The organism is Caulobacter sp. UNC279MFTsu5.1 (genome assembly GCF_900114015.1).
Taxonomy (GTDB): Bacteria; Pseudomonadota; Alphaproteobacteria; order Caulobacterales; family Caulobacteraceae; genus Caulobacter.
Map to the genome: position 1 here is coordinate 61,066 of NZ_FORN01000003.1, position 22,202 is coordinate 83,267.

General features: G+C 69.5%; 29 protein-coding genes. 17 read left to right on the forward strand and 12 right to left on the reverse strand.

The genetic code is table 11. From position 1 onward, the window contains the following. The first annotated feature begins 72 nt into the window (after positions 1-72). The 3 genes from BM066_RS01640 (at position 73) to BM066_RS01650 (ending at position 3,029) form a co-directional block, all read left to right on the forward strand. Positions 73-687, forward strand: a complete 615-nt coding sequence (locus tag BM066_RS01640) for a YceI family protein (RefSeq protein ID WP_089923845.1) — start codon at positions 73-75, stop codon at positions 685-687. Positions 688-771: 84 nt separating this feature from the next. Continuing rightward, on the forward strand, positions 772-2,109 hold the full coding sequence (locus BM066_RS01645; protein ID WP_089923848.1) for a YceI family protein: 1,338 nt from the start codon (positions 772-774) through the stop codon (positions 2,107-2,109). After that, positions 2,040-3,029: an L-threonylcarbamoyladenylate synthase gene (locus BM066_RS01650; RefSeq protein WP_089923851.1), complete on the forward strand. Its 990-nt coding sequence runs from the start codon at positions 2,040-2,042 to the stop codon at positions 3,027-3,029. The genes BM066_RS01645 and BM066_RS01650 overlap by 70 nt, the downstream gene beginning before the upstream one ends. A gap of 51 nt (positions 3,030-3,080) precedes the next feature. Here BM066_RS01650 and BM066_RS01655 read toward each other — a convergent pair whose 3' ends face one another. Continuing rightward, on the reverse strand, positions 3,081-3,473 hold the full coding sequence (locus tag BM066_RS01655; RefSeq protein WP_089923853.1) for a type II toxin-antitoxin system VapC family toxin: 393 nt from the start codon (positions 3,471-3,473) through the stop codon (positions 3,081-3,083). Next, positions 3,470-3,751, reverse strand: coding sequence for a type II toxin-antitoxin system VapB family antitoxin (locus BM066_RS01660; RefSeq protein WP_089923854.1), 282 nt, complete (start codon positions 3,749-3,751; stop codon positions 3,470-3,472). Before BM066_RS01660 ends, BM066_RS01655 begins: the two co-directional genes overlap by 4 nt. A gap of 66 nt (positions 3,752-3,817) precedes the next feature. Here BM066_RS01660 and BM066_RS01665 point away from each other — a divergent pair, with 66 nt between their 5' ends. Beyond that, positions 3,818-5,227, forward strand: a complete 1,410-nt coding sequence (locus BM066_RS01665; RefSeq protein WP_089923857.1) for an FAD-binding oxidoreductase — start codon at positions 3,818-3,820, stop codon at positions 5,225-5,227. Here BM066_RS01665 and BM066_RS01670 read toward each other — a convergent pair. Then, entirely contained in the window at positions 5,224-5,562 is a 339-nt protein-coding gene (locus BM066_RS01670; RefSeq protein ID WP_089924109.1) for a hypothetical protein, read from the reverse strand. The two genes, BM066_RS01665 and BM066_RS01670, sit on opposite strands and share 4 nt — an antisense overlap. Positions 5,563-5,664: 102 nt before the next feature. Between BM066_RS01670 and yaaA the strand changes: the two genes are divergently transcribed. The 6 genes from yaaA (at position 5,665) to BM066_RS26305 (ending at position 9,870) form a co-directional block, all read left to right on the forward strand. Beyond that, positions 5,665-6,432, forward strand: a complete 768-nt coding sequence (gene yaaA / locus BM066_RS01675; RefSeq protein ID WP_089923861.1) for a peroxide stress protein YaaA — start codon at positions 5,665-5,667, stop codon at positions 6,430-6,432. A gap of 95 nt (positions 6,433-6,527) precedes the next feature. After that, the gene (locus BM066_RS01680) at positions 6,528-7,325 is read left to right on the forward strand and encodes a 3-hydroxybutyrate dehydrogenase (RefSeq protein ID WP_089923864.1); all 798 of its coding nucleotides are present in this window, start codon (positions 6,528-6,530) and stop codon (positions 7,323-7,325) included. Positions 7,326-7,513: 188 nt separating this feature from the next. After that, the gene (locus BM066_RS01685) at positions 7,514-8,575 is read left to right on the forward strand and encodes a patatin-like phospholipase family protein (RefSeq protein WP_089923869.1); all 1,062 of its coding nucleotides are present in this window, start codon (positions 7,514-7,516) and stop codon (positions 8,573-8,575) included. A gap of 215 nt (positions 8,576-8,790) precedes the next feature. After that, on the forward strand, positions 8,791-9,246 hold the full coding sequence (locus BM066_RS01695) for an NUDIX hydrolase (RefSeq protein WP_089923876.1): 456 nt from the start codon (positions 8,791-8,793) through the stop codon (positions 9,244-9,246). A 29-nt stretch (positions 9,247-9,275) separates the two neighbouring features. After that, complete coding sequence (locus BM066_RS01700; protein ID WP_143093629.1) at positions 9,276-9,497, forward strand: MafI2 family immunity protein; 222 nt, start codon at positions 9,276-9,278, stop codon at positions 9,495-9,497. A gap of 235 nt (positions 9,498-9,732) precedes the next feature. Further along, on the forward strand, positions 9,733-9,870 hold the full coding sequence (locus tag BM066_RS26305; protein WP_177218355.1) for a hypothetical protein: 138 nt from the start codon (positions 9,733-9,735) through the stop codon (positions 9,868-9,870). A gap of 47 nt (positions 9,871-9,917) precedes the next feature. Here BM066_RS26305 and BM066_RS01705 read toward each other — a convergent pair whose 3' ends face one another. Then, on the reverse strand, positions 9,918-10,670 hold the full coding sequence (locus BM066_RS01705; RefSeq protein WP_089923882.1) for a Crp/Fnr family transcriptional regulator: 753 nt from the start codon (positions 10,668-10,670) through the stop codon (positions 9,918-9,920). Between the two features lie 92 nt (positions 10,671-10,762). Continuing rightward, a complete protein-coding gene (locus BM066_RS01710; protein WP_035076813.1) occupies positions 10,763-10,972 on the reverse strand; it encodes a hypothetical protein in 210 nt (69 codons plus the stop codon). Positions 10,973-11,095: 123 nt separating this feature from the next. On the opposite strand from BM066_RS01710, the gene BM066_RS01715 reads away from it, so the two are divergent. From BM066_RS01715 to BM066_RS01730, 4 genes are read left to right on the forward strand one after another with little or no spacing between them, the layout of a single operon-like run. Next, entirely contained in the window at positions 11,096-11,521 is a 426-nt protein-coding gene (locus BM066_RS01715) for a TIGR02301 family protein (protein WP_089923885.1), read from the forward strand. A gap of 48 nt (positions 11,522-11,569) precedes the next feature. After that, a complete protein-coding gene (locus BM066_RS01720) occupies positions 11,570-12,523 on the forward strand; it encodes an SPFH domain-containing protein (RefSeq protein WP_089924112.1) in 954 nt (317 codons plus the stop codon). A 4-nt stretch (positions 12,524-12,527) separates the two neighbouring features. After that, positions 12,528-12,980, forward strand: coding sequence for an NfeD family protein (locus BM066_RS01725; protein ID WP_089923887.1), 453 nt, complete (start codon positions 12,528-12,530; stop codon positions 12,978-12,980). After that, a complete protein-coding gene (locus BM066_RS01730; RefSeq protein WP_143093630.1) occupies positions 12,977-13,501 on the forward strand; it encodes a hypothetical protein in 525 nt (174 codons plus the stop codon). Before BM066_RS01725 ends, BM066_RS01730 begins: the two co-directional genes overlap by 4 nt. Here the strand turns inward: BM066_RS01730 and BM066_RS01735 are convergent. From BM066_RS01735 to ftrA, 5 genes are all read right to left on the reverse strand, one after another. After that, complete coding sequence (locus BM066_RS01735; RefSeq protein ID WP_089923893.1) at positions 13,473-14,234, reverse strand: ABC transporter permease; 762 nt, start codon at positions 14,232-14,234, stop codon at positions 13,473-13,475. The genes BM066_RS01730 and BM066_RS01735 overlap by 29 nt on opposite strands. Further along, on the reverse strand, positions 14,231-15,154 hold the full coding sequence (locus BM066_RS01740) for an ABC transporter ATP-binding protein (RefSeq protein ID WP_089923896.1): 924 nt from the start codon (positions 15,152-15,154) through the stop codon (positions 14,231-14,233). Before BM066_RS01740 ends, BM066_RS01735 begins: the two co-directional genes overlap by 4 nt. 169 nt (positions 15,155-15,323) lie before the next feature. After that, the gene (locus BM066_RS01745; RefSeq protein ID WP_218150886.1) at positions 15,324-16,499 is read right to left on the reverse strand and encodes a Gfo/Idh/MocA family protein; all 1,176 of its coding nucleotides are present in this window, start codon (positions 16,497-16,499) and stop codon (positions 15,324-15,326) included. A gap of 35 nt (positions 16,500-16,534) precedes the next feature. Beyond that, entirely contained in the window at positions 16,535-17,467 is a 933-nt protein-coding gene (locus BM066_RS01750) for a VOC family protein (protein WP_089923899.1), read from the reverse strand. Positions 17,468-17,747: 280 nt separating this feature from the next. Continuing rightward, positions 17,748-18,761, reverse strand: coding sequence for a transcriptional regulator FtrA (ftrA, locus tag BM066_RS01755; protein ID WP_089924119.1), 1,014 nt, complete (start codon positions 18,759-18,761; stop codon positions 17,748-17,750). Positions 18,762-18,847: 86 nt separating this feature from the next. On the opposite strand from ftrA, the gene BM066_RS01760 reads away from it, so the two are divergent. Both BM066_RS01760 and BM066_RS01765 read left to right on the forward strand, forming a co-directional pair. Continuing rightward, entirely contained in the window at positions 18,848-19,267 is a 420-nt protein-coding gene (locus BM066_RS01760; protein ID WP_089923901.1) for a rhodanese-like domain-containing protein, read from the forward strand. A gap of 181 nt (positions 19,268-19,448) precedes the next feature. Next, the gene (locus BM066_RS01765; protein ID WP_089923904.1) at positions 19,449-20,351 is read left to right on the forward strand and encodes a hypothetical protein; all 903 of its coding nucleotides are present in this window, start codon (positions 19,449-19,451) and stop codon (positions 20,349-20,351) included. Between the two features lie 64 nt (positions 20,352-20,415). Here the strand turns inward: BM066_RS01765 and rnhA are convergent, their stop codons facing one another. Both rnhA and thrB read right to left on the reverse strand, forming a co-directional pair. Continuing rightward, complete coding sequence (gene rnhA, locus BM066_RS01770) at positions 20,416-20,862, reverse strand: ribonuclease HI (RefSeq protein WP_089923907.1); 447 nt, start codon at positions 20,860-20,862, stop codon at positions 20,416-20,418. Continuing rightward, on the reverse strand, positions 20,859-21,821 hold the full coding sequence (thrB, locus tag BM066_RS01775; RefSeq protein ID WP_089923909.1) for a homoserine kinase: 963 nt from the start codon (positions 21,819-21,821) through the stop codon (positions 20,859-20,861). Before thrB ends, rnhA begins: the two co-directional genes overlap by 4 nt. 82 nt (positions 21,822-21,903) lie before the next feature. On the opposite strand from thrB, the gene BM066_RS01780 reads away from it, so the two are divergent. Further along, positions 21,904-22,164, forward strand: coding sequence for a hypothetical protein (locus BM066_RS01780; RefSeq protein ID WP_018061439.1), 261 nt, complete (start codon positions 21,904-21,906; stop codon positions 22,162-22,164). The last annotated feature ends 38 nt before the right edge of the window (positions 22,165-22,202 follow it).

A 22,202-nucleotide genomic window follows, 5' to 3' on the forward strand; every position in this document is an offset into this window, starting at 1 on the left:
TTCCACCTCGGGCCAAGCTTCCTAAGTTGGGGGTTCAGCAACCACTGCTATTACAGTTTGGAGACTGCCCTCATGAACCGCCGTATCGCCTCCGCCCTCCTGGCCGGCGCTCTTCTGACCGCGTCCGCCGCCCTGCCGGCCGTGGCCTCCGCCCAGGTCGCGACCGATCCGGCCGCCGCCCCCGCCGGAACCTGGACGCTGGACAAGCGCCACGCCAGCCTGACCCTGAAGGTCACGCACTTCGGCACCTCGCACTACACCTTCCGCTTCGCCCAGGGCGCGATCGACGGCTCCTACGCCTATGACCCGGCCAAGCCGCTGGACAGCAAGGTGTCGATCACCATCGACGCGACCAAGGTCGACACCGGCCTGCCGGACTTCGACAAGGAAATCGGCACGGACGCGAAGTTCTTCAACGGAACCCAGTATCCGAAGATCACCTTCGTCTCGACCAAGGTCGAGCCGGGCAAGCTGACCGGCGACCTGACCTTCCGCGGCGTGACCAAGCCGGTCACCCTGGACGTCAAGTACAACGGCTACGCCAAGACCCCGTTCGGCTCGCAGATCATGGGCTTCTCGGCCACCGGCAAGATCAAGCGCTCGGACTTCGGCTTCACCCACCTGGTGCCGATGGTCAGCGACGACGTCGACCTGGCGATCGAAGTCGAGTTCAATCCGAAGAAGTAGTCCGAAGGCCCGACCGGGTCTTGAAAACGACATCGGCCCGACCTTCCGGGACGGGCCGGACCTAAGCTTGAGACGAGGACGACCATGACCGCCGAAGCACCTATCGAGACCCCTTCGGCGGCGGGTCGCCCCCCGCGCTACACGACGGTGGCGATCCTCCTGCACTGGCTGATCGCCGCCGCCATCCTCTTCCAGATCATCCTGGGCTGGCGGATGGGCGACGAGCCCAAGGGCCCGGCCACCTACGCCATCTTCCAGCTGCACAAGTCGATCGGCATCACCATCCTGCTGCTCAGCCTGGCGCGCCTGGCCTGGCGGCTGTTCCACAAGCCGCCGCCGCATCCGGCGGGGCAGCCGCGGTGGGAGACGATCGCCTCGCAGATCGTGCACGTGGCCTTCTACGTGATCATGATCGGCCTGCCGGTGACCGGCTGGATCATGGTCTCGGCCAGCAAGCTGAACATCCCGACCCTGCTGTACGGGACCGTTCCCTGGCCGCACCTGCCAGGCCTGCCCGAGCTGGCCGCCGGGCCCAAGCACGTCTGGTACAAGGCCGGCGAGATCAGCCACGGCCTGCTGGTCAAGACCACCTACCTGCTGCTGGCCCTGCACCTGGGCGCGGCGGCCAAGCACCAGATCCTCGACCGCGACGAGGTGCTGGGCCACATGGCCCCCGGCGCCCGGCCCGGCTGGCGGGAGCCGCGCGCCTGGCTGGCCGCCGCCGGCCTGATCGCCGTGGTCGCCGCCGGCTACCTCTACAATCCGGCCGTCAAGCGCCCGGTCGCGCCCGCCGCTCCGGCCGAGGTCGCCGACGCCCAGGCCCCGGCGGCCCCCGCCGCGCCCCCGGCGGCCGGTCCCGCCCCGACGGCGCCGGCCGCCGACGCCGCGCCTGTCGCCCCGCTCGAACCGGACACGGCCCTGAAGGACCCGGTCGCCTGGGCGGTGGCCAAGAGCTCGACCCTGGGCTTCACCGCCAGCTGGGCCGGCGAGGCCATTGAGGGCCAGTTCAAGCGCTGGACCGCCGACATCCTGTTCTCGCCCGACGCCCTGGACCGCTCGAAGCTGACCGTCAGCATCGACATGAGCTCGGCCGCCACCGGCGACGACCAGCGCGACTCCAGCCTGCCCAGCGGCGATTTCTTCGACACCGCCAACCACCCCAAGGCCACCTTCACCGCCAGCAAGTTCCGCAAGACCGGCGATGGCCGGTTCGTCGCCGACGGGACGCTGGACCTGCGCGGCGTCAAGAAGCCGGTCAGCCTGCCCTTCGCCCTGAAGATCGACGGCGACACGGCCACGGCGCGCGGTGTAACCACCCTGGACCGGACGGCGTTCGGGGTTGGACAGGGCGAATGGGCGTCTACGGATCAGATCGGCGGCAAGGTGAAGGTCAGCTTCGCCATCACGGCCAAGCGGAAATAGGCTCGCCCGTCCTTGAGGCGGCGCGGGTCCTCCGCGGCGGCGGCCTGGTGCTGCTGCCCACCGAGACCGTCTACGGCCTGGGCGCCGACGCCGCGAATCCCGCGGCCGTGGCGGCGATCTTCGAGGCCAAGGGCCGTCCGCGCTTCAACCCGCTGATCGCCCATGTCCACGACGCGGCGACCGCCGCCCGCATCGCCGCCTTCGATGACCGCGCCCTGGCCCTGGCCGCCGCCTTCTGGCCGGGTCCGCTGACGATCGTCGCGCCGGTCCGCGACGCCGCCGCCGTCTGCGACCTGGCCCGGGCAGGACTCGACACCGTGGCCGTCCGCGTGCCCGGCCATCCGCTGTCGCGGGCCGTGCTGGCGGCGTTCGGCGGGCCGGTGGTCGCCCCCTCGGCCAACCGCTCGGGTCGGCCCAGCCCGACCACCTTCGAGGACGCCTTCGCCGAGACCGGCGACAAGACCGCCGCCGCCCTGGACGGCGGACCGTGTCAGGTGGGCCTGGAAAGCACTGTCGTCGCCGTGCTCGACGGCCCCGTGCGCCTGCTGCGCCCCGGCGCGGTGACCCGCGCCCAGCTCGAGGCCGTGGTCGGCCCGCTGGCCGAGGCCGACGACGACGCCAAGCGCTCGCCGGGTCGCCTGGCCCTGCACTACGCCCCCGACGCGCCGGTGCGGATCGAGGCCGCCGCGCCGCGCGCGGGCGAGGCGTTCCTGGCGTTCGGTTCGTGGCCGGACGGAGAGGCGGTGTTCAACCTCAGCCCCTCGGGCGACCTGGCCGAAGCCGCCGCCAACCTGTTCGCCTTCCTGCGCGCCGCCGACCGCACCAAGCCCGCAGGCATCGCCGTCGCCCCGATCCCCGACCAAGGCCTGGGCGAGGCGATCAACGACCGGCTGCGTCGCGCGGCGGGGTTCGTGGGATAGGTCCCTAGTATCCGCTCGTCCCGGCGAACGCAGGGATGAGCGGGTGTTGGGTTAGCTCAGCGCCGACCTGACATCCGTCAGCGGAAAGTCCTCGCCCTTGTAGAGCAGCGGCGCGTCCAGTCGCTTGGCCAGGGCGTAGGCGAAGCAGTCGCCCATGTTCAGCGCCGCACGGTGCACGCCCTTGCCCCAGCGGAGGTAGGCGTCGAGCGCCTCGGGTTCGCCGACAAGATCGGATGAGGCGATGTCCAGGTCATCGAGCCATCGATGATATTCGGCCGCCGTGAAGCGTCGTTCGCGCAGCACGAGGACGAGGCCCGCCTCCGTCAGATTCACGGGCGTGGCCAGCAGGACTTCGGCGTCGGCCACGACGGCTTCGAAGGCCGAGCGCTCGGGCTCGGCCAAGGCCATGGCGACCAGCGCCGACGCATCGACGACGACGATCACAGATTGTCGATTTCAGGGATGCCGGTCGGCCAGAGCGCGTCCCACTCGGCCTTGGTGATGGGTGTCGAGGGCAATTGATCCAACCCCGTGGCCTTGCGAAACCGGTCCGTGGCCGCGCGGATTTCTTCCAGGCTGCGTTTGCGGCGAGGGGCGAGGGTCTCGGCCTTCAGGGCTTCGTCCAGCGCCTGGTCCACGGCGGCGGTCAGGCTCGAACCGCGACGCCGCGCCAGTTCACGCGCCTTGCGCTCGGTCTCCGGGTTCTTGATGAAGATGCCCATGAGGCCTCCGGTATATACCGAGTATATCCTATTCTCCGGCCCGTCAGAAGCGTATCCTCCGCCGCCATGACCAAGCCCGTTCCCGCCGACACCCTGTCCCGCCTGAAGGCCGTGCTCGGCGAGGGCGGGTGGAGCCAGGATCCCGACCGCCTGGCGCCCAAGCTGCAGGAGTGGCGCGGCCGCTGGACTGGCGAGACGCCGCTGCTGGCCCTGCCGCGCTCGACGGCGCAGGTCGCGGCGGTGGTCGGCATCTGCGCCGCCGACGGCGTGGCGATCACCCCGCAGGGCGGCAACACCGGCCTGGTGGCCGGTCAGATCCCGCGCGGCGAGATCCTCCTCTCCACCGAGAAACTGACGGCCGTGCGGGACGTCGACGCCTTCGACGACGTGATGGTGCTGGAGGCTGGCGTCACCCTGGCCAAGGCCCACGAGGTCGCCCTGTCGGTCAACCGCCGCTTTCCGCTGAGCCTGGCCTCGGAGGGTTCGTGCACGATCGGCGGCCTGGCCTCGACCAACGCCGGCGGCACGGCGGTGCTGCGCTACGGCGTGATGCGCGACCAGATCCTGGGGATCGAGGCGGTGCTGCCGAACGGCGAGGTCTGGAACGGCCTCAAGCGCCTGCGCAAGGACAACACCGGCTACGACCTCAAGCACCTGCTGATCGGGGCCGAGGGCACGCTGGGCGTCATCACCGCCGCCAGCCTGAAGCTCCATCCGCTGCTGGCCTCGCGCTGCGTGGCTATCGCCGCGGTCGCCACCCCGCACGACGCCATCGCCCTGCTGGCCCGCGCCAAGGACGAGACCGGCGGGGCGGTCGAGGCCTTCGAGCTGATGAGCCGCCTGGGGGTGGCCTTCGCGATCAAGAACATCCCCGGCCTGCGCGAGCCGCTGGAGGCCGTCCATCCCTGGTACGTGCTGGTCGAGACCGCCTCGGGCGAGCCCGGCGCGGCCGAGGCGGCCATGGAACGGCTGCTGGCCGGGGCGCTGGAGACCGGCCTGATCCAGGACGCCGCCATCGCCCAGACTGAAGCCCAGGCCCACGCCTTCTGGGCGGTGCGCGAGAACCAGTCCGGCGGCCAGAAGCCCGAGGGCGCGGCCTGGAAACACGACGTCTCAGTGCCGGTCTCGAAGGTGGCGGACTTCATCGACCAGGCCACGGCGGCGGTCGAAAAACTGTCGCCCGGCGTCCGCGTCGTGGCCTTCGGCCATGTCGGCGACGGCAATGTGCATTACGACGTGCTGCGGGCCGACGGCGGGGCAGACGATCCCCACGACGCCCTGCGCGACGAGGGCGCGCGGATCGTCCACGACATCGTCGCCGGCATGGACGGCTCGATCAGCGCCGAGCACGGCCTGGGGGCGATGAAGTCGGCCGAGGCCCTGCGCTACAAGAGCCCCGTCGAGGTCGAGGCCCTGCGCGCGGTGCGTGCGGCCCTGGACCCCAAGCGGATCATGAATCCCAGGGTGCTGTTCTAGGTCTCTGTCCGGGCGGCGTCCTCGCGGCGCTGGGCCGCCTGCAGGCGGGCTCGCCGCACGCTCACGCAGATGAACATCGAGACCAGGGCGCCCAAGGGAAACGAAGCCTTGTAGAAGCCCGCCTGCTGGCCGGTTCCCAGGATGCTGATCGCTGCAGGCGCGAAGCCCCACTCGCCCGTCGACGCCCGCATCCAGAACGCCCCAACCCCGACGAAGCACAGCACCGCCCAGGCGATGCGCCACTTCAGGCCCGGCGTGCGGATCACCAGGAACAGGGCGACGAACATCACCAGCGGGCAGGTCAGGGCGGCGATCAGGCCAAGGAACTGGGGCATGGGCGGCGGGTCCGGCGAAAGGGCGGGCAACATCGCGGGGGACGGCTTCCTTGTCCAGCACCGCACTAGCCCTCGCCGCCGCGAGCCTCTATCTGCACCGCCATGCTGATGGTCATCTCCCCCGCCAAGTCGCTGGACTTCACCGCGCCCGATCAGGTCCTGCCGCTCACCACGCCCGAGCTGAAGCCCCAGATCGCCGAACTGGCCAAGGCGACGCGCAAGCTGACGGTGGCCGACCTGCGCCGGCTGATGCACATCTCCGAGAAGCTGGCCCAGCTGAACCACGCGCGGTTCCAGGCCTTCGACTCGCAGGTCGAGGAGGGGCTGCAGGCGGTGATCGCCTTCAACGGCGACGTCTATGCCGGCCTCAACGCCAGAGAACTCGACCGCCCGGCCCTGGACTGGGCCCAGGACCACCTGCGGATCCTGTCGGGCCTGTACGGCGTGCTGCGGCCGCTGGACGCCCTGCAGGCCTATCGCCTGGAGATGGGCACGCGACTGAAGACCAAGAAGGGCGCCAACCTCTACGACTTCTGGGGCGAGACCATCGCCAAGACCCTGAACGCCGCCGCCCAGGACCACGCCGATCCCACCCTGGTAAACCTGGCCAGCCAGGAATATTTCGGCGCCGTCGACGCCAAGGCCCTGAAGCCGCCGACCGTCACCTGCCATTTCAAGGAAGAGAAGGGCAACACCCTGCGGGTGCTGGGTTTCTTCGCCAAGAAGGCCCGTGGCCGCATGGCCCGGTTCGCCATCGACAACCGCATCGACCGCGCCGACGACCTAAGGGCCTTCGACCTGGACGGCTATCGCTACCGCGCCGACCTGTCGACGCCGGCCGACTGGGTTTTCGCTCGCCTCCAGCCCTGAATTCATTTACCGATGAATTTATAGGGCTCGCTCGTCGCAAGGGCGAGCTATATGCTGCGATGCAGCAAATTTGGCGGGACTGTCAGGAGCGCGCGATGGCCGTTGATTTCGGTTTGCAGGGTCAGGTCGCCATCGTGACCGGTTCGACCAGCGGCATCGGCCACGCCATGGCCGACGCCCTGGCCGCCCAGGGCGTCAACATCGTCCTCAACGGCCTGGGCGAGATGACCGCCATCGAGAAGACCCGCGCCGAACTGGCCGAGAAGCACGGGGTCGAGGTGCTGTACAACGGCGCCGACATGACCAAGCCCGGCCAGATCGCCGACATGGTGGCCGCCGCCAAGGCCGAGTTCGGCGAGCTGGACATCCTGGTCAACAACGCCGGCGTCCAGCACGTGGCCCCGATCGAGGACTTCCCGGTCGACCAGTGGGACCTGATCATCGCCATCAACCTGTCGTCGGCCTTCCACGCCACCCGCGCGGCCGTGCCGATCATGAAGGAGCAGGGGCGCGGGCGGATCGTCAACATCGCCTCGGCCCACGGCCTGGTGGCCTCGCCGTTCAAGAGCGCCTATGTCGCGGCCAAGCACGGCATCCTCGGCCTGACCAAGACGGTCGCCCTGGAGACCGCCACCTTCGGCATCACCTGCAACGCCATCTGCCCGGGCTTCGTGAAGACCCCGCTGGTCGAGGCCCAGATCGTCGACCAGGCCAAGGCCCGGGGGATCTCGGAAGAGGCGGTGATGAAGGACGTGATCCTGGCCGCCCAGCCGACCAAGCAATTCGTCACCTTCGACCAGCTGAACGGCATCCTGCTGTACCTGGTCTCCGACGCCGGCGCCTCGGCCAACGGCGCGGCCTTCAGCGTCGACGGCGGCTGGACGGCGCAGTAGCGCTTTAGAGGCGTTAGGCGCCCAAATAGATTGTCATCCCGGAAGCCTCGCAGAGGCTGTCCGGGACCCAGGGGACTGGGCGAAGGCGGTGCGGCGGTCCTGGATCCCGGACAAGCGCTGCTCGCTTTCCGGGAAGACAATGGGAGAGGGCGAGGAAGCGTACCGACTGTCTCGAGCACGGAGTCCGCATGCCCATCGGTCCGTTCAAGAAGAAGCCTTCCGGCCCCAAGCCCATCGCCCTTGCCCTGCAGGGCGGCGGCTCGCACGGGGCGTTCGAGTGGGGCGTGCTGGACCGCCTGCTGGAAGAGGAGGATCTCGACATCCTGGCGGTGACCGCCGCCTCGGCCGGGGCGATGAACGCCGTCTGCCTGGCCCAGGGCCTGCTGGACGGCGGCCGCGACGGGGCCAAGGCCCGGCTGGAGCGGTTCTGGAAGCAGGTCAACCGCAACGGCGGCCGCAACGTGTTCGGCGACACCAGCATCTGGACCAGCGCCTTCGCCGGCGGGACCGACTGGATCAAGAACAGCCCCGGCTGGCGCCTGGCCGAGACCTTCGCCCTGTCGATGAGCCCCTATGAATTCAACCCGTTCAACCTGAACCCGCTGCACGACGCCCTGGAGGGCGAGATCGACTTCAAGGCCCTGCGCGAGCGCTCGCCGATCAAGCTGTACATCGCCGCCACCCAGGTGCGCACCAGCAAGTCCAAGGTCTTCCGCGAGACCGAGCTGACCGCCCGCCACATCATGGCCAGCGCCTGCCTGCCGCAGGTGTTCCAGGCGGTGGAGATCGACGGCGAGCCCTACTGGGACGGCGGGTTCCTGGCCAATCCGCCGCTGTGGCCGCTGTTCTACGACGACACCCCCGACGACATCCTGCTGGTCAGCCTCAACCCGTTCGTCCGCGACGAGACGCCCAAGACGCCGGGCGAGATCATGGACCGGCTGAACGAGATCACCTTCAACGCCGCCCTGGCCAGCGAGCTGCGGGCCATCGGCTTCGTGCAGAAGCTGCTGGACGAGGGCCTGCTGAAGGACAACGCCCGCGGCCGCTACCGGCGGATGCTGATGCACGCCATCACCGCCGACAAGGCCCTGGCCGACCTGTCGCTGGGCAGCAAGTTCGACACCGAATGGAGCTTCCTGACCGACCTGCGCGAGCGCGGCTACAAGGCCGCCGGCGCCTGGCTGGGCCATTGCCTGACCCAGGTCGGGGTCAGCTCCAGCCTGGATTTGAAGGCGGGGTTTCCGTGAGGCTCTGAAGTCTCCAGGCCCAAAATAGGTTGTCATCCGGGAAGCCTCGCAGAGGCTGTCCGGGATCCAGGGGCGGCTGCACTGCTTCGGTCCGGTCCCCTGGGTCCCGGCCTTCCGCTTCGCTACGGCCGGGATGACAACTGTAGGTGGGCGGCAACGAAGTTCCGGGCCCAAGCGATGCTTGACGCGGCCTGAACCGAGCGTATCTGACCCCCATGGTTCCCGCTTCCGCCGCCGTCGCCCCCGCCGTCTCCGAATTCCCCGTGCCCACCGTCGGCGTCGTCTGCCTGCGCGGCGACCAGGTGCTGCTGATCAAGCGGGGCACCCCGCCGCGTCTGGGCCAATGGAGCCTGCCGGGCGGCCGCCTGGAGCGCGGCGAGACCACGGTCGTCGCCGCCCTGCGCGAACTGGCCGAGGAGACGGGGGTGCAGGCCGAGCTGCTGGGCCTGGTCGACGTGGTCGACGGCCTGTTCACCTCGCGCACGACCGGCGGGACGACGCGGCACTATGTGATGATCGACTACGCCGCCCGCTGGGTGTCGGGCGAACCCGTGGCCGGGGACGACGCGGCCGAGGCTCGGTTCGTGTCGCTGGACCAGGCGCTGGCCATGGTCGAGTGGGACGTCACGCGCAAGGTGATCAGGGAGACGTTCGAGCGGTTCGGCGGATAGGGATGCGACTTCGCGAGCAGGCCGTCCCAATGATCGCAGTCGAACCCAATCTCAGGCTCTCCGCCCAGGTCGCGCTGCTAGGGGCGATCCATCCCGACGTAAGGCTTGTGAAGATGCGGCGAAACGGGGCGGTGATCACGCTTTCGGCCGTGATGGCGAAGCCGCTCAATCAGGCTGGAAGTGAAGCTCTCTCGATCGCTGCAACGGAAATCATAGCGGACTTTCCAGATTGCCGGATCGAGGAACACTAGATCGTGTCCTCGGAGCCCATCCAGCCGGAGGACGTTCTGGCCGAAGGCTGGGTCTATCGGCGCCTGGAGCCCAGCGACCGCTAGCTGTCGTGGGGCCGGCGCAATGAAAGCTGGACGATGAAGTCCAGAAAATCTCCTTATAAATTAGGGGCTTGAAGAACCTTTCGGCCAGTGGGAAGCTTTTCCCGTCGACAGCCTGGGCCTCAGACCCGGGCGTCGCCGGAGGAAACGACGGATGACCCCGCAAGACGTCGTGGGCCTGGCCCCGCCCAGGGGCCTGCTGGCCCTGATCGCGATGATCCTGACCTCGATGGCCGCCTGCTTCTGGACGTCGGAAGCCGAGGTCCAAGAGGAGTTCGTCCCGCGGGACTAGATCCCGGATCGACCTTCAGCTCTTGGGGGGGGGGGCGTCCCGCCGCGCTAGGTCTTCACCTCCGGCAGCATCCGCTGGAAGTGCGCCTCGACCTGGGCGTGGCACTCGCACGCCCGGCGCTCCAGGCGCGGCCGGTCGAGGATCTCGATGCGGCCGCGGCCGGTGCGGATCAGGCCTTCGTCCTGCAGGGCCTTGGCGACGGCGGTGACCGTGGTGCGCTGCACGCCCAGCATGTCGGCCAGGGTCTCCTGGGTCAGGCGGATCGTGGCGTCGTTGGCCCGGTCGTGGGTCGACAGCAGCCAGCGGCACAGGCGCTGGTCGATGCTATGCAGGGCGTTGCAGGCCGAGGACTGCATCATCTGGGCCAGCAGCACGTCGGCGTAGCGGGCGAACAGGTCGGCCAGGGCCGGCGAGCGCAGCTTGGCCTCTTCCAGCCGGTTGGCGGGCAGGCTGAGCGCCGCGCCGGGGATGCGGACCACGGCCCGGCCGTAGGCGGGCTTGAAGCCGGCGCTGACGATGCCGCCGACGGCCCCCTCGCGGCCGATCGAGGCCACCTCGATCTCGTCGCCGTCGCGGGTGACGACCAGCAGCGAGACCATGGTCGAATAGCAGGGCAGGACGGTGTTGACGACGTCCTCGCCGGCCTCGAACAGGGTCTGGCCGACGGCCAGGGTGACGGGCGCCAGGTGCGGGGCCAGCATCGCCAGGTCGCCGGGACGCAGGGCGGCCAGCAGCCTGTTGCCCGCGCAGCCGGGCGGCAGGGCCGTCCCCACGGAGGCCAGTTCAGCGGTGTCGGCCATGATCGCCTCCTGAAAAGCTGCCGAGCTTGTTCAGGAGCAAAGCGCGCGACGGGACGTTCAGTTTCGCGCCGACGCCGGGCGGGGCCCGAGGCTCAGCTCAGCAGGGTCGGCTTGTGCAGCTGGCCGGTGTCGTCCTGCAGGTGCATGCGGACCGGCAGGCCCACGCCGGTGACCTGTTCGGCCAGGCGGCGGGCCGCGGTCTCGGCCTGTCGGCGGGTGGCGTAGGCCCCGACCCGGAGCTGGTCGCCGATGATGGCCCAGGTCTCTCCAACGCGAACCACCCCGTAGTGCACTTCAGCCATGACGACCTCCCTGCGCGTGTTGTTCCCCACGTTATCCACAGGGTCGCTCCGATCCGCGCCCTTCGCAAGGCTTATCGGAGTCCGGGGTGACAGCGCCGCCGCCAGCGGAGATAGTGCGACGCCATGAAACGCCTGCCGCTCAACGCCTTGCTCGCCCTGCTCGCCCTCCTGGGGACCGGCCCGGCCCTGGCCCAGGACCGAGGCCCGGTGGAGCGCCAGACCCTGCTGGACCTGGCCTTCACCCTGGGCGAAAGCCACGCCCTGCGGCAGGTCTGCGAGGGGGCGGGCGACCAGTACTGGCGGGCGCGGATGATGCGGCTGACCGACGTGGAGAAGGCCGACCAGGCCTTCGACGCCCAGCTGCGCGACCGGTTCAACACCGGCTTCGCCGCTCGTCAGGGCGAGTTCCCGCAGTGCGACGAGGCCAGCCGCCGGGCCGAGCAGCAGACGGCCGTCAAGGGGCGTGCCCTGGCCGCCCGGTTGGCGCGCTCGATGCGGACCCGGGCGCCCTCCGACCAAGCGTCGCCGGAAACCGTGGCGGACAACTGAGCCACGCGCTAGGGTCTCCTCCATCGGTTGCGGGAGGCCTGTCCAGTGCTGTCTTATCTTGTTCCGCTGGTGCTGGTGGCGCTGGCGATTTTCCTGGTCGTCAACGTCATCAAGATCGTGCCCCAGGGGCGCGAGTTCACCGTCGAGCGGTTCGGCCGCTACACCCGCACCCTCAAGCCCGGCATCAGCATCCTGACCCCGTTCGTCGAGAGCATCGGCCGACGGGTGAACATGATGGAGCAGGTGCTGGACGTGCCCCAGCAGGAGGTCATCACCAAGGACAACGTCTCGGTGAAGGTCGACGCCATCGTCTTCATCCAGGTGATGGACGCCTCGCAGGCCGCCTACCGGGTCGACAACCTGATGTACGCCATCACCCAGCTGGCCCAGACCAATCTGCGCACGGTGGTCGGCTCGATGGAGCTGGACGAGGTGCTGAGCCAGCGGGACGCGATCAACACCCGCCTGCTGTCGACCATCGACCACGCCACCGGCCCCTGGGGCGTGAAGGTGGCGCGGATCGAGATCAAGGACCTGACGCCGCCGGCCGACATCACCAACGCCATGGCCCGGCAGATGAAGGCCGAGCGCGAGCGGCGCGCCGTGATCACCGAGGCCGAGGGCGAGAAGCAGGCCCAGATCGCCCGGGCCGAGGGCCAGAAGCAGTCGGCCATCCTGCAGGCCGAGGGCCGACGCGAGGCCGCCTTCCGCGACGCCGAGGCCCGCGAGCGGGAAGCCGAGGCCGAGGCCAAGGCGACGGCCTTCGTCTCGGAGGCGATCTCCAAGGGCGACGTCAACGCCATCAACTACTTCATCGCCCAGAAGTACGTCGAGGCCTTCGCCGAACTGGCCAAGAGCCCGCAGCAGAAGACCGTGATCGTTCCGGCCGACTTCGCCGGCCTGACCGGCTCGGTGGCCGGCGTCGCCCAGCTGATCAAGACCCTGGGCGGCGACGAGGGCGCACGGCCGGCCGCGCCGACGGCCCCGAAGCGCGGAGCCTGACGCCATGCACGGCCTGTTGGAATTCTATTCCGGCCATCCGTTCTGGGTCTGGCTGGCGGTCGCCGCCGTCTTTCTGGCGGTCGAGGTCGCCACCGGCACCGGCTGGCTGCTGTGGCCGGCCGCCAGCGGCTTTCTGGTGGGCCTGCTGACCCTGGTCGTCGCCCCCGGCCTGCCGGTCGAGCTGGGGCTGTTCGCGGTGCTCACCATCGCCGCCACCTATTTCGCGCGCCGCTTCCTGCGGCCGGTGCTGGAGGCTCACAACGCCGACCTCAACGACCCGTCGCTGCGGCTGGTCGGCCGTGACGGCGAGGCCTTGGCGGGTTTCGAGAACGGCAAGGGCCGGGTGTTCGTCGACGGCAAGGAATGGGCGGCGGTCGCCCCGGACGGCGAGCCGCCGGCGGCGGGCCAGAAGGTGCAGGTCGTGGCCGTGGATGGCGCGGTGCTGACGGTTCGGTGATCAATATGATCCACTTGCCCCCCGTCCGCCGACTGGCGCGCGCCGCGCCGATGCTCGCAGCGCTCCTGCTGGCGGCCTGCGTCGGTCTCGAAAACTCTACGGCCGACATGTTTTCGGTCGTCGAAGGCAAGCCCGCCCAGGCCAAGGCGCTGGAGACCATGCCGCTCACCGAGCTCTCCTGGCGCGCGCCCAGCGGCTTTCAAGAATACGAACTCGCCCGACGCTTCGAGACCGGCGTCGGCGGCGTGTCGCCGGACATGGAATGCGCGTTGTTCTTCTATACGGAAGCCGCGACCCAGACTGTCGTTGTCAGGGAGACGAACGTCCAGATGGGCGGGATGGTGGACACCAACTATCTGGGGCTGCCGATCGCCCGGCGGGCCTTGAAAAGGCTGGCGGCCGACGGCCACGTGCTGCCGCGCACGGACTACGCCAAGGCCAGCATGCGGTGCTGGGATCTGAAGGCGTCCTTCTGGCCCAAGGACCAGCGTCCTAAACCTTCAGCCGATACCCCGTCTTGAACACCCACCACACGGCCGTCAGGCACGCGGCCAGGAAGCACAGCGTCGCGCCGAAGCTGACGATCGGGTTCAGGTCCGAGACGCCGTAGAAGCTCCAGCGGAAGCCGCTGACCAGATAGACCACCGGGTTGAACAGGGTGATCTTCTGCCAGATCGGCGGCAGCATGCTGATCGAATAGAAGCTGCCGCCCAGGAAGGTCAGGGGCGTGACCACCAGCATCGGCACGATCTGCAGCTTCTGGAAGTCGGTCGCCCAGACCCCGATCACGAAGCCGAACAGGCTGAAGGTCACGGCCGTCAGCACCAGGAAGCCTAGCATCCAGAACGGATGGGCGATCTCGTAGGGCACGAAGATGCGGGCCGTGGCCAGGATCAGCAGGCCCAGGCACACCGACTTGGTCGCCGCGGCCCCGACATAGCCGATCACCGTCTCGATCCACGACACCGGCGCCGACAAGAGCTCGTAGATCGTGCCGGCCCACTTGGGCATGTAGATGCCGAACGAGGCGTTGGAGATGCTCTCGCCCAGCAGCGACAGCATGACCAGGCCGGGGATGATGAACGCGGCGTAGCTGACCCCGTCGATGGCCTGCATCCGCGAGCCGATCGCCGAGCCGAACACCACGAAGTACAGCGAGGTCGACAGCACCGGCGAGATCACGCTCTGGGCCAGGGTGCGGAACCAGCGGGCCATCTCGAAGCGGTAGATGGACTTGATGGCGTGGAGGTTCATTGCGGCGCCCTCACCAGGCTGACGAAGATGTCTTCCAGCGAGCTCTGGCTGGTGTGCAGGTCCTTGAAGTCGACGCCCTCCTCGGAGAGGCGGCGCAGCAGGCCGGCGATGCCGGTCTCCTCGGCCTGGGCGTCGAAGGTGTAGACCAGTTCATGACCGTCGGCCGCCAGCTCCAGCGGATAGTCGGACAGCCCGGCGGGGAGGGTGGTCAGCAGGCTCTGCAGCTGCAGGGTCAGCTGCTTCTTGCCCAGCTTGCGCATGAGCACGTCCTTGTCCTCGACCAGGATGATCTCGCCCTTGCTGATCACCCCGATCCGGTCGGCCATCTCCTCGGCCTCCTCGATATAGTGGGTGGTCAGGATGATGGTGACGCCGCTTTCGCGCAGGCCCCGCACCATCTCCCACATGTCGCGGCGCAGCTCGACGTCGACGCCGGCGGTGGGTTCGTCCAGGAACAGGATGGTCGGCTCGTGGCTCAGGGCCTTGGCGATCATCACCCGCCGCTTCATGCCGCCCGACAGCGTCATGATCTTGGCGTCCTTCTTGTCCCACAGCGACAGGTCGCGCAGCACCTTCTCGATATAGGCGTCGTCGCGGGGCTTGCCGAACAGGCCGCGACTGAAGCGGGTGGTGGCCCACACCGTCTCGAAGGCGTCGGTGTTCAGCTCCTGCGGCACCAGCCCGATCTTGGACCGGGCGGCGCGATAGTCCTTGATCACGTCGTGGCCGTCGGCCGTCACCGTGCCGGTGCTGGGATTGACGATGCCGCAGATGATGCTGATCAGCGTGGTCTTGCCGGCCCCGTTGGGACCCAGCAGGGCGAAGATCTCGCCCTGCTTGATGTCGAGATCGATGGTCTTCAGGGCCTGATGGCCGGAAGCATAGGTCTTGGTCAGACCGGAAACGGAAATGATCGCCATGGGACCCCTGGTGAGCGGCCGTCCCGCCCTGGAACCGAGCCGCCTGAGCCAGATGGGGCAGGGGCGGCGACTTGGCTAGGGCTGACGCCTCGTATGAGCAAAAAACCCGCTCATCCCGGATCCTCGGCCCGGTGTCCCCGGGCTGGTCCAGGATGGGCGGAACGTCGGGTCAGGCCACGTTCACCGCGACCGCTGGATCCACCGCCCGCCGGTAGCCCCAGTCCGTCCGGACCGTCGCCCCGTCCTTGGCCGCGGACTCCAGGATCGCCTGCATCAGGCGCATGTCCTGCAGCCCTTCCTCGCCCGGCGAGACCATCGGGGCCTTGCCGCGCACCACGTCGGCCATCCAGTCCATCTCGCGGGCGAACTGGTCGCCGGGCGGGGCGGGGACCGGCGGCTGGGCCTGGCCGCCCTTGACCACGGTCAGGCGGTTGCCGCCGTAGAAGGCCGCCGGGTCGGCGACCAGCCGGCCCTGCTCGCAGATCGCCTCGAAGGCCATGGTCGGGGCGTAGGCGAACGAGGTCGAGCCGTTGGCGATCACGCCGGACGGAAAGCGGAACTGCCAGTTGATCAGGTCCTCGGTCTCCTTGAACCGGGGATCGGTCCGGTCGGTCTGGGCCCAGGCCTGGACGGCGATGGGCTCCTCGTTCAGCAGATAGCGGGCGGCGCTGACCCCATAGACGCCCATGTCGCCCAGCGCGCCGTTGCCGGACAGCTCGCCATCCAGCCGCCAGGCGTCGGAGGGATCCGACGGATCGGCCTGCCGGCCCATGGTGGTGTTGATCTGGCGGACCCGGCCCAGCGACCGCGCGCGCAGGCGGCGCATGACGTCCAGGTTCATCGGCTCGTAGTGGCAGCGATAGGCGATCATCAGGTGGCGGTCGGCGGCCTTGGCGGCGGCGATCATCGCCTCGGCGTCCTTGATGCTGGTCGCCATCGGCTTCTCGCACAGCACGTGCTTGCCGGCCTTCAGCGCCTTGATCGTGTGCTCGGCGTGCAGCGCGTTGGGCAGCACGACGTAGACGACCTGGATGCGCGGATCCTTGGCGATGCGGTCGTAGTCGTCATAGCCGTAGACCGCGTCGGCCGGCAGGCCGTTCTCGGCGGCGACGCGGCGGGCCTTGTCGGGATGGCCGCTGACCACGGCCGCCAGCCGGGCGTTCTTGGCGACCTTCAGGCCCGGGATCAGCTGGCCCAGGCTCAGCTTGCCCAGACCGACGATGGCGAAGCCGACCTTGTCGGACGGCTCCGCGGCCTTGGCCTGGCTTTGCGTCTGGGCGACGGCGGGGGCCAGGGCCGCCGAGGCGCCGGCCGCGCCCAGCAGGCTGCGTCTGGAAATGGTCATCGGACTCTCCTTCGGCCTTGGGATGATCGTCGTGGTCAGGGTTTCGGGTCGGCGGCGGTGAACGGCGAGCAGCAGGGCCTGCCGATCGGCTGGAACTCCATGATCTCGGCCCGGGTGCCGTCGGGGTCGAACAGGTTCAGCTGCCACTTGGCGTCGCGGCCGATCTTCGGCGTCTCGCCCTGGCCCTTCAGGCGGCCGCCGTTCCACAGCAGGGTGTAGGCCAGGCGCGTATCGGGCACGCCCAGCGAGAAGTGGTCCAGCACGCCGGCCGTGGCCTGGCTCATGCCAGGCGGCGGCCCCCGGCCGTCGGGCGGGGCGACGATCATGTATTCCAGCCAGTCGGAGCCGTCCGGAACCTGCAGCGAGACCCAGGACGGCGCGTCGTTCGTCATCCCGCCGAACCAGTAGGGCCGAAAGCCCAGGATCCCCCGATAGAAGGCGTCCTGCCGCGCCCGGTCGTGGACGATGAAGCCGACATGGATGATGCGGCTGGACAGCGGATTGGCCGCGACGGCGGGCGGGGTCGCCGGAGGCTGGACGAACTGGATCCGCACGCCCTCGGGATCGACGACGTCGAACCAGCGGTCGCCGTCCGCGCCGATCTCGACCCGGCCGGGGACGGCCACGCCCTTCGCGGCCAGATAGACGCGCAGGGCCTCGGCGTCGGGGGTGTTGAAGGCGGCGTGGTCCAGCCGGTCGACCGACGGCGCGCCGGGCGGCAGGGGCAGCACCTCGACGAACTGGGTGGGGCTGAAATAGTAGCGCGCGCCCTTGGGGGTCTCGGGGTCGGGCCCCTTCACCGCGCCCAGGTCGTGGACGTAGAAGGCCTCGCTCCGGGCCGGGTCGGCCGCGTGGACCGCCAGGTGCGACACCGAGACGATCGGCGGCCTGGCTTGCGGCGGGACCGGCGCGGCGTGGGCGACGCCGCACCAGGCCAGGATCGTCAAGGCGTAGGCCAGGGCCCGCATGACCGCTTCGCTCCCGTGATCCTTCGGTCTCGACGAACGGACGAAGGTTTCGAGCCGCAGGATAGCGCGGAATGTTAGCGTTACCAGTGCAATGTTCGATTGAAGGGTCCCGAAACGCAAACAGCGCCCGTGCCGAGGGGGGAGGGCACGGGCGCTGCGCTTCTAGGGACGCCGGGGCCGGCCGGGGGGAGGAGCCGGGTTGTCCGCGTCGAAGGAGAGATTGGGATCCGAACCGGGCTTCGCAACGGCGCGACCAAGGTCATTTCGCGGCGGGTTCGTTTCAGGCGAGCGATCTTGTGTCGATCGCCCCGGGCGATTTCCCGAACCGCGCCCGGTAGGCCTGGGGCGTGGTGGCCAGCGCCTTGCGGAAATGGTGGCGCAGGGCCGGGGCGCCGAAGCCGACGGCCTGGGCGATCTGCTCGACGCCGGCGGAGGTGGTTTCCAGCAGGTCGCGGGCCCGGGCCAGGCGCTCGGCCAGCAGCCAGCGGGCCGGGGTCGCGCCGGTGGCGGCCTCGAAGCGGCGCAGGAAGGTGCGGGGGCTCATGCCGGCCGCCTCGGCCAGGGCCTTGACGGTGTGCTCGCGGGCCAGGTCGGCGCGCATGCGGTCGAGGATCGGCGACAGGCGCGAGGCCTCGTGGGCCACCGGCACCGGGCGCTGGATGAACTGGGCCTGGCCGCCGTCGCGATGCGGCGGGATCACCAGCCGCCGGGCCACGGTGTTGGCGGCCTCCGGGCCGAAGTCGCGCCGCACTAGGTGCAGGCCCAGGTCCAGGCCCGCGGCGCTGCCGGCCGAGGTCATGACGTCGCCCTCGTCGACATAGAGCACGTCGGGCCGCACATCGATGTCGGGATGCAGGGCGCGCAATTTATCCACATAGCGCCAGTGGGTGGTGGCCCGCCGTCCCGCCAGCAGGCCGGCCGCCGCCAGCACGAAGACGCCCGAGCAGATCGACATCACCCGCGCCCCGCTGGCGTGGGCCGCCCGCAGCGCCGCGATCAGCGGCCGGGGCACGGGGCTGTCGGCGCCGCGCCAGCCGGGGGCGATGATCGTGCCGGCCTGTTCGACCAGCTCCAGCCCGCCGTCGGCGACCACCTGGACGCCGCCCAGGCCGCGCAGGGGCCCCGGCTCGACCGCTGCCGTGGCGAAGGCGTACCAGTCCGGCCCCATCTCCGGTCGGGGCAGGCCGAACAACTCGACCGCCACCCCGAACTCGAAGGTGCACAGGCCGTCATAGGCCAGGGCGACCACCTTCAGGTTCTCCGGGCGACCGGCGGGTCCGGGACGGTTTGGCATGATCTTTACGCCCATTGTCAATCATGCCAGCTAACCCCGGACCGCCGCCTGGGGCAAGTCTGGCGCGCCAACAAAAGGAGGCCGTCATGAGCTTTGTTTCCGCCATCCCCGCCGCGCCGTCGCCGGAGGCCGCCGCCCACTTCGCCCGCCGCTTGGCCCTGGAGACCGACTGCGCCGACGTCGCCGCCTCCATGAAAGCCGGCGAGGTCGATTTCGTCCTGCTGCACGTGGTGGGATCGCCGCGGGCCTACGCCCGCCGCCACGTGCCTGGGGCCCTGCATCTGCGCCATGCCGAGATCACGGCCGAGCGGATGGCGGACTGGCCGGCCGACACCCTGTTCGTGGTCTATTGCGCCGGCCCGCACTGCAACGGCGCCGACCGCGCCGCCCTGAAGCTGGCCATGCTGGGCCGCCCCGTGAAGCTGATGATCGGCGGCGTCACCGGCTGGGAGGACGAGGGCCTGCCGTTCGCGACGGGGGCGGAGCCAGGGGCGCTGGCGGCCTGAACAGGTTCCGGCGGCGAAGCGGGCGGTCGATCCCAGGGGCGCCGCGAACAGGCCGTCCATGTCCAGGCATGCAAGTATGGCGTGTTTTGGATACGTGTTGCATCCTCGCTTCGGGTTCGCCAGAAAGCCCCGGCCCGCGCATCGCGCGCCCGCGTCCTTCTCCAGCGAGACACCCCTGCTCATGAAACGATCCAACCCCCTCGTCGCGCTTGGCCTGTTGTGCGCGGGCGCTCTCAATGCGACGGCCGGCGTCGCGGCGGAGGGATACAGCCCCTTTCCTCCCGCGGGCGTCTACGAGGCCAGCGACAGCGGGTTCGAACGCCTGTTGACGATCCGCAAGGACGGCGGTTTCACACTGGAGGTGATGCAGAAGGGCAAGCCCGGCGCTCTGCGCAGCGGCGCGGGCGAAGGCGTGTTGACGGATGCGCCCGGCGGCTGGCGTTACGCCGAAGGGCGTTGCACCATGACGCTGCGGCGCGCGGCCGGCGGCATGCAGTTGCACGTGGAGGCCTGCGCCAGCGACTGGGGCGATGTGCCGTTCGACGGCAAATACGCGCTCCAGGGCGCGCGCGGCGCCGCCGCCGCCTCCGTCCCGACGCCCGCCCCGCAGGCGGCGACGCCGGCGACACCCGCCAACGCCGGGCTGCCGTCGCGCCGGCAGCTGGACGACACCTGGTCCAGCCTTGATATCGGCGGCGTGGCCGGAAAGACCGTGATCGTCATGGTCAAGCCGGCCCATTCCGGAACGACCGACAGCATTCTCGAGCATTTCTCGAAAGCCGCCTTCGTCATCGACACGACAAGCGACTATCAGGCGCTGCCTCCCGCGGCCATGGCCCGGCCGCCGATCGGGCTGGTCGAGATCCCGCTTCCCCCGACCCGCGCCGACCAGGGGCTGGAGTTCGAGGTCGAGTGCAGCGACGGGAAGGTCGACGACATCGTGGTGATCAGCGTCGACAGCCAGGACGGCGCGAAGCCGATGACGCGACAGCGCGCGAGCGCCTGGAGGCTGAACGACCGTCTGCAGGCAGTGGAGATCAAGCCGGCGAGCCGGGTCAAATGTCCGGTGCAACCCGGCTATTGATAAGGGGCGATCGGATCATGGGCGGTAGGTTGTTGGCTCCCGGCGCGACGCGCCATGGCCCAACCTATCGCTCGCCCAGCGCCTTCAGCATGCCCAGCCGCGCCAGTTCGTCCGCGCGCTCGTTGTGGACGTGCCCCGCGTGCCCTTTGACCCAGCGCCAGTCGACCTCGTGGCGGGCCCGGGCGGCGTCGAGGCGCTGCCACAGGTCGACGTTCTTGACGGGGCTCTTGTCGGCGGTCTTCCAGCCTTTGGCCTTCCAGCCGTGGATCCACTGGGTGACGCCCTTCATCACGTACTGGCTGTCGGTGTGCAGCTCGGCCTTGGTCGGCTTGTTCAGGGCCTCCAGGGCCTGGATGGCGGCCATCAGCTCCATGCGGTTGTTGGTGGTCGCCAACTCGCCGCCCATGATTTCCTTCTTCTTGTCGCCGTACATCAGCAGGGCGCCCCAGCCGCCGGGGCCGGGATTCCCGCGGCAGGCGCCGTCGGTGTAGATCACCAGCCTGGGGGTCACGCGCCGGCCCCGAACAGGCTGAGGCCCTCGCGGTGCACGGCCAGCTTGCGCTCGTATTCCAGCGGGTCCTTGGGCTTGACCAGGGCCCCGGCCGGGGTCGCGCCCCAGTCGGCCAGGCGGGTCAGGAAGAAGCGCATCGCCGCGCCGCGCGCCAGGATCGGGATGGCGGCGCGCTCGGCCGGGCTCAGCGGCCGGCGGCGCTCGTAGCCGGTGACCAGGGCCCGGGCGGCGGTGATGTTGAAGCTGCCGTCGGCCTCGAAGCACCAGGCGTTCAGGGTCACGGCGATGTCGTAGGCGAAGGCGTCGTCGCAGGCGAAGTAGAAGTCGATGGCCGCGGCGAACTTGCCGTCGGGCCGGAAGAAGACGTTGTCGGGGAAGTAGTCGGCGTGGATCACGCCCGCCGGCAGGCTGCGCGGCCACGACAGGGCCAGCTCGGCCAGATCCTTGTCGATGGTGGCGGCGAGGCCGGGCTTGAGGCCCTCGGCGGCCTTGCGGTGCTGGGCGAACAGCGGCGCCCAATGCGGCTGGCCCAGGTCGTTGGCGCGGCGGGCCGGATAGCCCTCGCCGGCCAGGTGCAGCCAGGCCAGGCCCTCGCCGGCCTCGCGGCAGTGGGCGACGGTCGGGCGGCGGGCCGACAGGCCGGGCAGGAACTCGACCAGGGCGGCGGGCTTGCCGCGGATGGTCTTGAGCGTGGCGCCCGAACGATCGGCGATCGGCTTGGCGCTGGGATAGCCGCGATCGGCCAGCCAGGTCAGCAGGTTCAGGAAATAGGGCAGGTCCTCGGGCTTGGCCCGCCGCTCGTAGACCGTGAGGATGAACCGCCCGCTCTGCGTCTCCAGCAGGAAGTTGGAGTTCTCCACGCCCTCGGCGATGCCCTTGAACGCAACGGCCTGCCCCAGGTCGTAGTCGGCCAGGAAGGCGGCGAGTTCGTCGTCGGTGATGTCGGTATAGACGGCCATGGCCGGGGGATGCGGGACGGGGCGCTGGCGGTCAAGAGCGCTGTCGGAATTGTGCTAAGATGGTGTGGGAAGGAGACGATCCATGATCGGTGAGCCGGACCGGGACGAGGCGCGCGAAGCCTCGGCGGATCAGCATGAACTCGGCCGATCCAAGGAGGTGCTTGCCGATGAACGGTTCGCGCGCGCAGAAGCCTTTATGGCTCGCTATCGGGCGACTTTTGAAGCGCTAGCGAAGCAGGACGGCGCCGCCGACCTGGAAACTCTCCGTCAGATCGAACTCGGCGACGAGATCATGGATGAGTATGGCGAGACCTTCAGCGCTCTGGCCAAGCCGACGGATTAACCTTCCGTATCGAACACCCATCAGCCTCCGATGGGCTT

Excerpts from the sequence above, each read along its gene's own strand:
- BM066_RS01685 (WP_089923869.1), top strand. The coding sequence starts at position 7,514 with ATGCCCATCGGTCCGTTCAAGAAGAAGCCTTCCGGCCCCAAGCCCATC.
- BM066_RS01680 (WP_089923864.1), top strand. The coding sequence starts at position 6,528 with ATGGCCGTTGATTTCGGTTTGCAGGGTCAGGTCGCCATCGTGACCGGT.
- thrB (WP_089923909.1), bottom strand. The coding sequence starts at position 21,821 with ATGGCCGTCTATACCGACATCACCGACGACGAACTCGCCGCCTTCCTG.
- BM066_RS01740 (WP_089923896.1), bottom strand. The coding sequence starts at position 15,154 with ATGGCGATCATTTCCGTTTCCGGTCTGACCAAGACCTATGCTTCCGGC.
- BM066_RS01670 (WP_089924109.1), bottom strand. The coding sequence starts at position 5,562 with ATGCCCCAGTTCCTTGGCCTGATCGCCGCCCTGACCTGCCCGCTGGTG.
- BM066_RS01745 (WP_218150886.1), bottom strand. The coding sequence starts at position 16,499 with ATGACCATTTCCAGACGCAGCCTGCTGGGCGCGGCCGGCGCCTCGGCG.
- ftrA (WP_089924119.1), bottom strand. The coding sequence starts at position 18,761 with ATGCCAAACCGTCCCGGACCCGCCGGTCGCCCGGAGAACCTGAAGGTG.
- BM066_RS26305 (WP_177218355.1), top strand. The coding sequence starts at position 9,733 with ATGACCCCGCAAGACGTCGTGGGCCTGGCCCCGCCCAGGGGCCTGCTG.
- BM066_RS01650 (WP_089923851.1), top strand. The coding sequence starts at position 2,040 with ATGGGCGTCTACGGATCAGATCGGCGGCAAGGTGAAGGTCAGCTTCGC.
- BM066_RS01660 (WP_089923854.1), bottom strand. The coding sequence starts at position 3,751 with ATGGGCATCTTCATCAAGAACCCGGAGACCGAGCGCAAGGCGCGTGAA.
- BM066_RS01750 (WP_089923899.1), bottom strand. The coding sequence starts at position 17,467 with ATGCGGGCCCTGGCCTACGCCTTGACGATCCTGGCCTGGTGCGGCGTC.
- BM066_RS01715 (WP_089923885.1), top strand. The coding sequence starts at position 11,096 with ATGAAACGCCTGCCGCTCAACGCCTTGCTCGCCCTGCTCGCCCTCCTG.
- BM066_RS01705 (WP_089923882.1), bottom strand. The coding sequence starts at position 10,670 with ATGGCCGACACCGCTGAACTGGCCTCCGTGGGGACGGCCCTGCCGCCC.
- BM066_RS01645 (WP_089923848.1), top strand. The coding sequence starts at position 772 with ATGACCGCCGAAGCACCTATCGAGACCCCTTCGGCGGCGGGTCGCCCC.
- BM066_RS01725 (WP_089923887.1), top strand. The coding sequence starts at position 12,528 with ATGCACGGCCTGTTGGAATTCTATTCCGGCCATCCGTTCTGGGTCTGG.
- BM066_RS01735 (WP_089923893.1), bottom strand. The coding sequence starts at position 14,234 with ATGAACCTCCACGCCATCAAGTCCATCTACCGCTTCGAGATGGCCCGC.
- BM066_RS01700 (WP_143093629.1), top strand. The coding sequence starts at position 9,276 with ATGATCGCAGTCGAACCCAATCTCAGGCTCTCCGCCCAGGTCGCGCTG.
- BM066_RS01765 (WP_089923904.1), top strand. The coding sequence starts at position 19,449 with ATGAAACGATCCAACCCCCTCGTCGCGCTTGGCCTGTTGTGCGCGGGC.
- BM066_RS01780 (WP_018061439.1), top strand. The coding sequence starts at position 21,904 with ATGATCGGTGAGCCGGACCGGGACGAGGCGCGCGAAGCCTCGGCGGAT.
- BM066_RS01640 (WP_089923845.1), top strand. The coding sequence starts at position 73 with ATGAACCGCCGTATCGCCTCCGCCCTCCTGGCCGGCGCTCTTCTGACC.
- BM066_RS01665 (WP_089923857.1), top strand. The coding sequence starts at position 3,818 with ATGACCAAGCCCGTTCCCGCCGACACCCTGTCCCGCCTGAAGGCCGTG.
- BM066_RS01710 (WP_035076813.1), bottom strand. The coding sequence starts at position 10,972 with ATGGCTGAAGTGCACTACGGGGTGGTTCGCGTTGGAGAGACCTGGGCC.
- BM066_RS01695 (WP_089923876.1), top strand. The coding sequence starts at position 8,791 with ATGGTTCCCGCTTCCGCCGCCGTCGCCCCCGCCGTCTCCGAATTCCCC.
- BM066_RS01760 (WP_089923901.1), top strand. The coding sequence starts at position 18,848 with ATGAGCTTTGTTTCCGCCATCCCCGCCGCGCCGTCGCCGGAGGCCGCC.
- yaaA (WP_089923861.1), top strand. The coding sequence starts at position 5,665 with ATGCTGATGGTCATCTCCCCCGCCAAGTCGCTGGACTTCACCGCGCCC.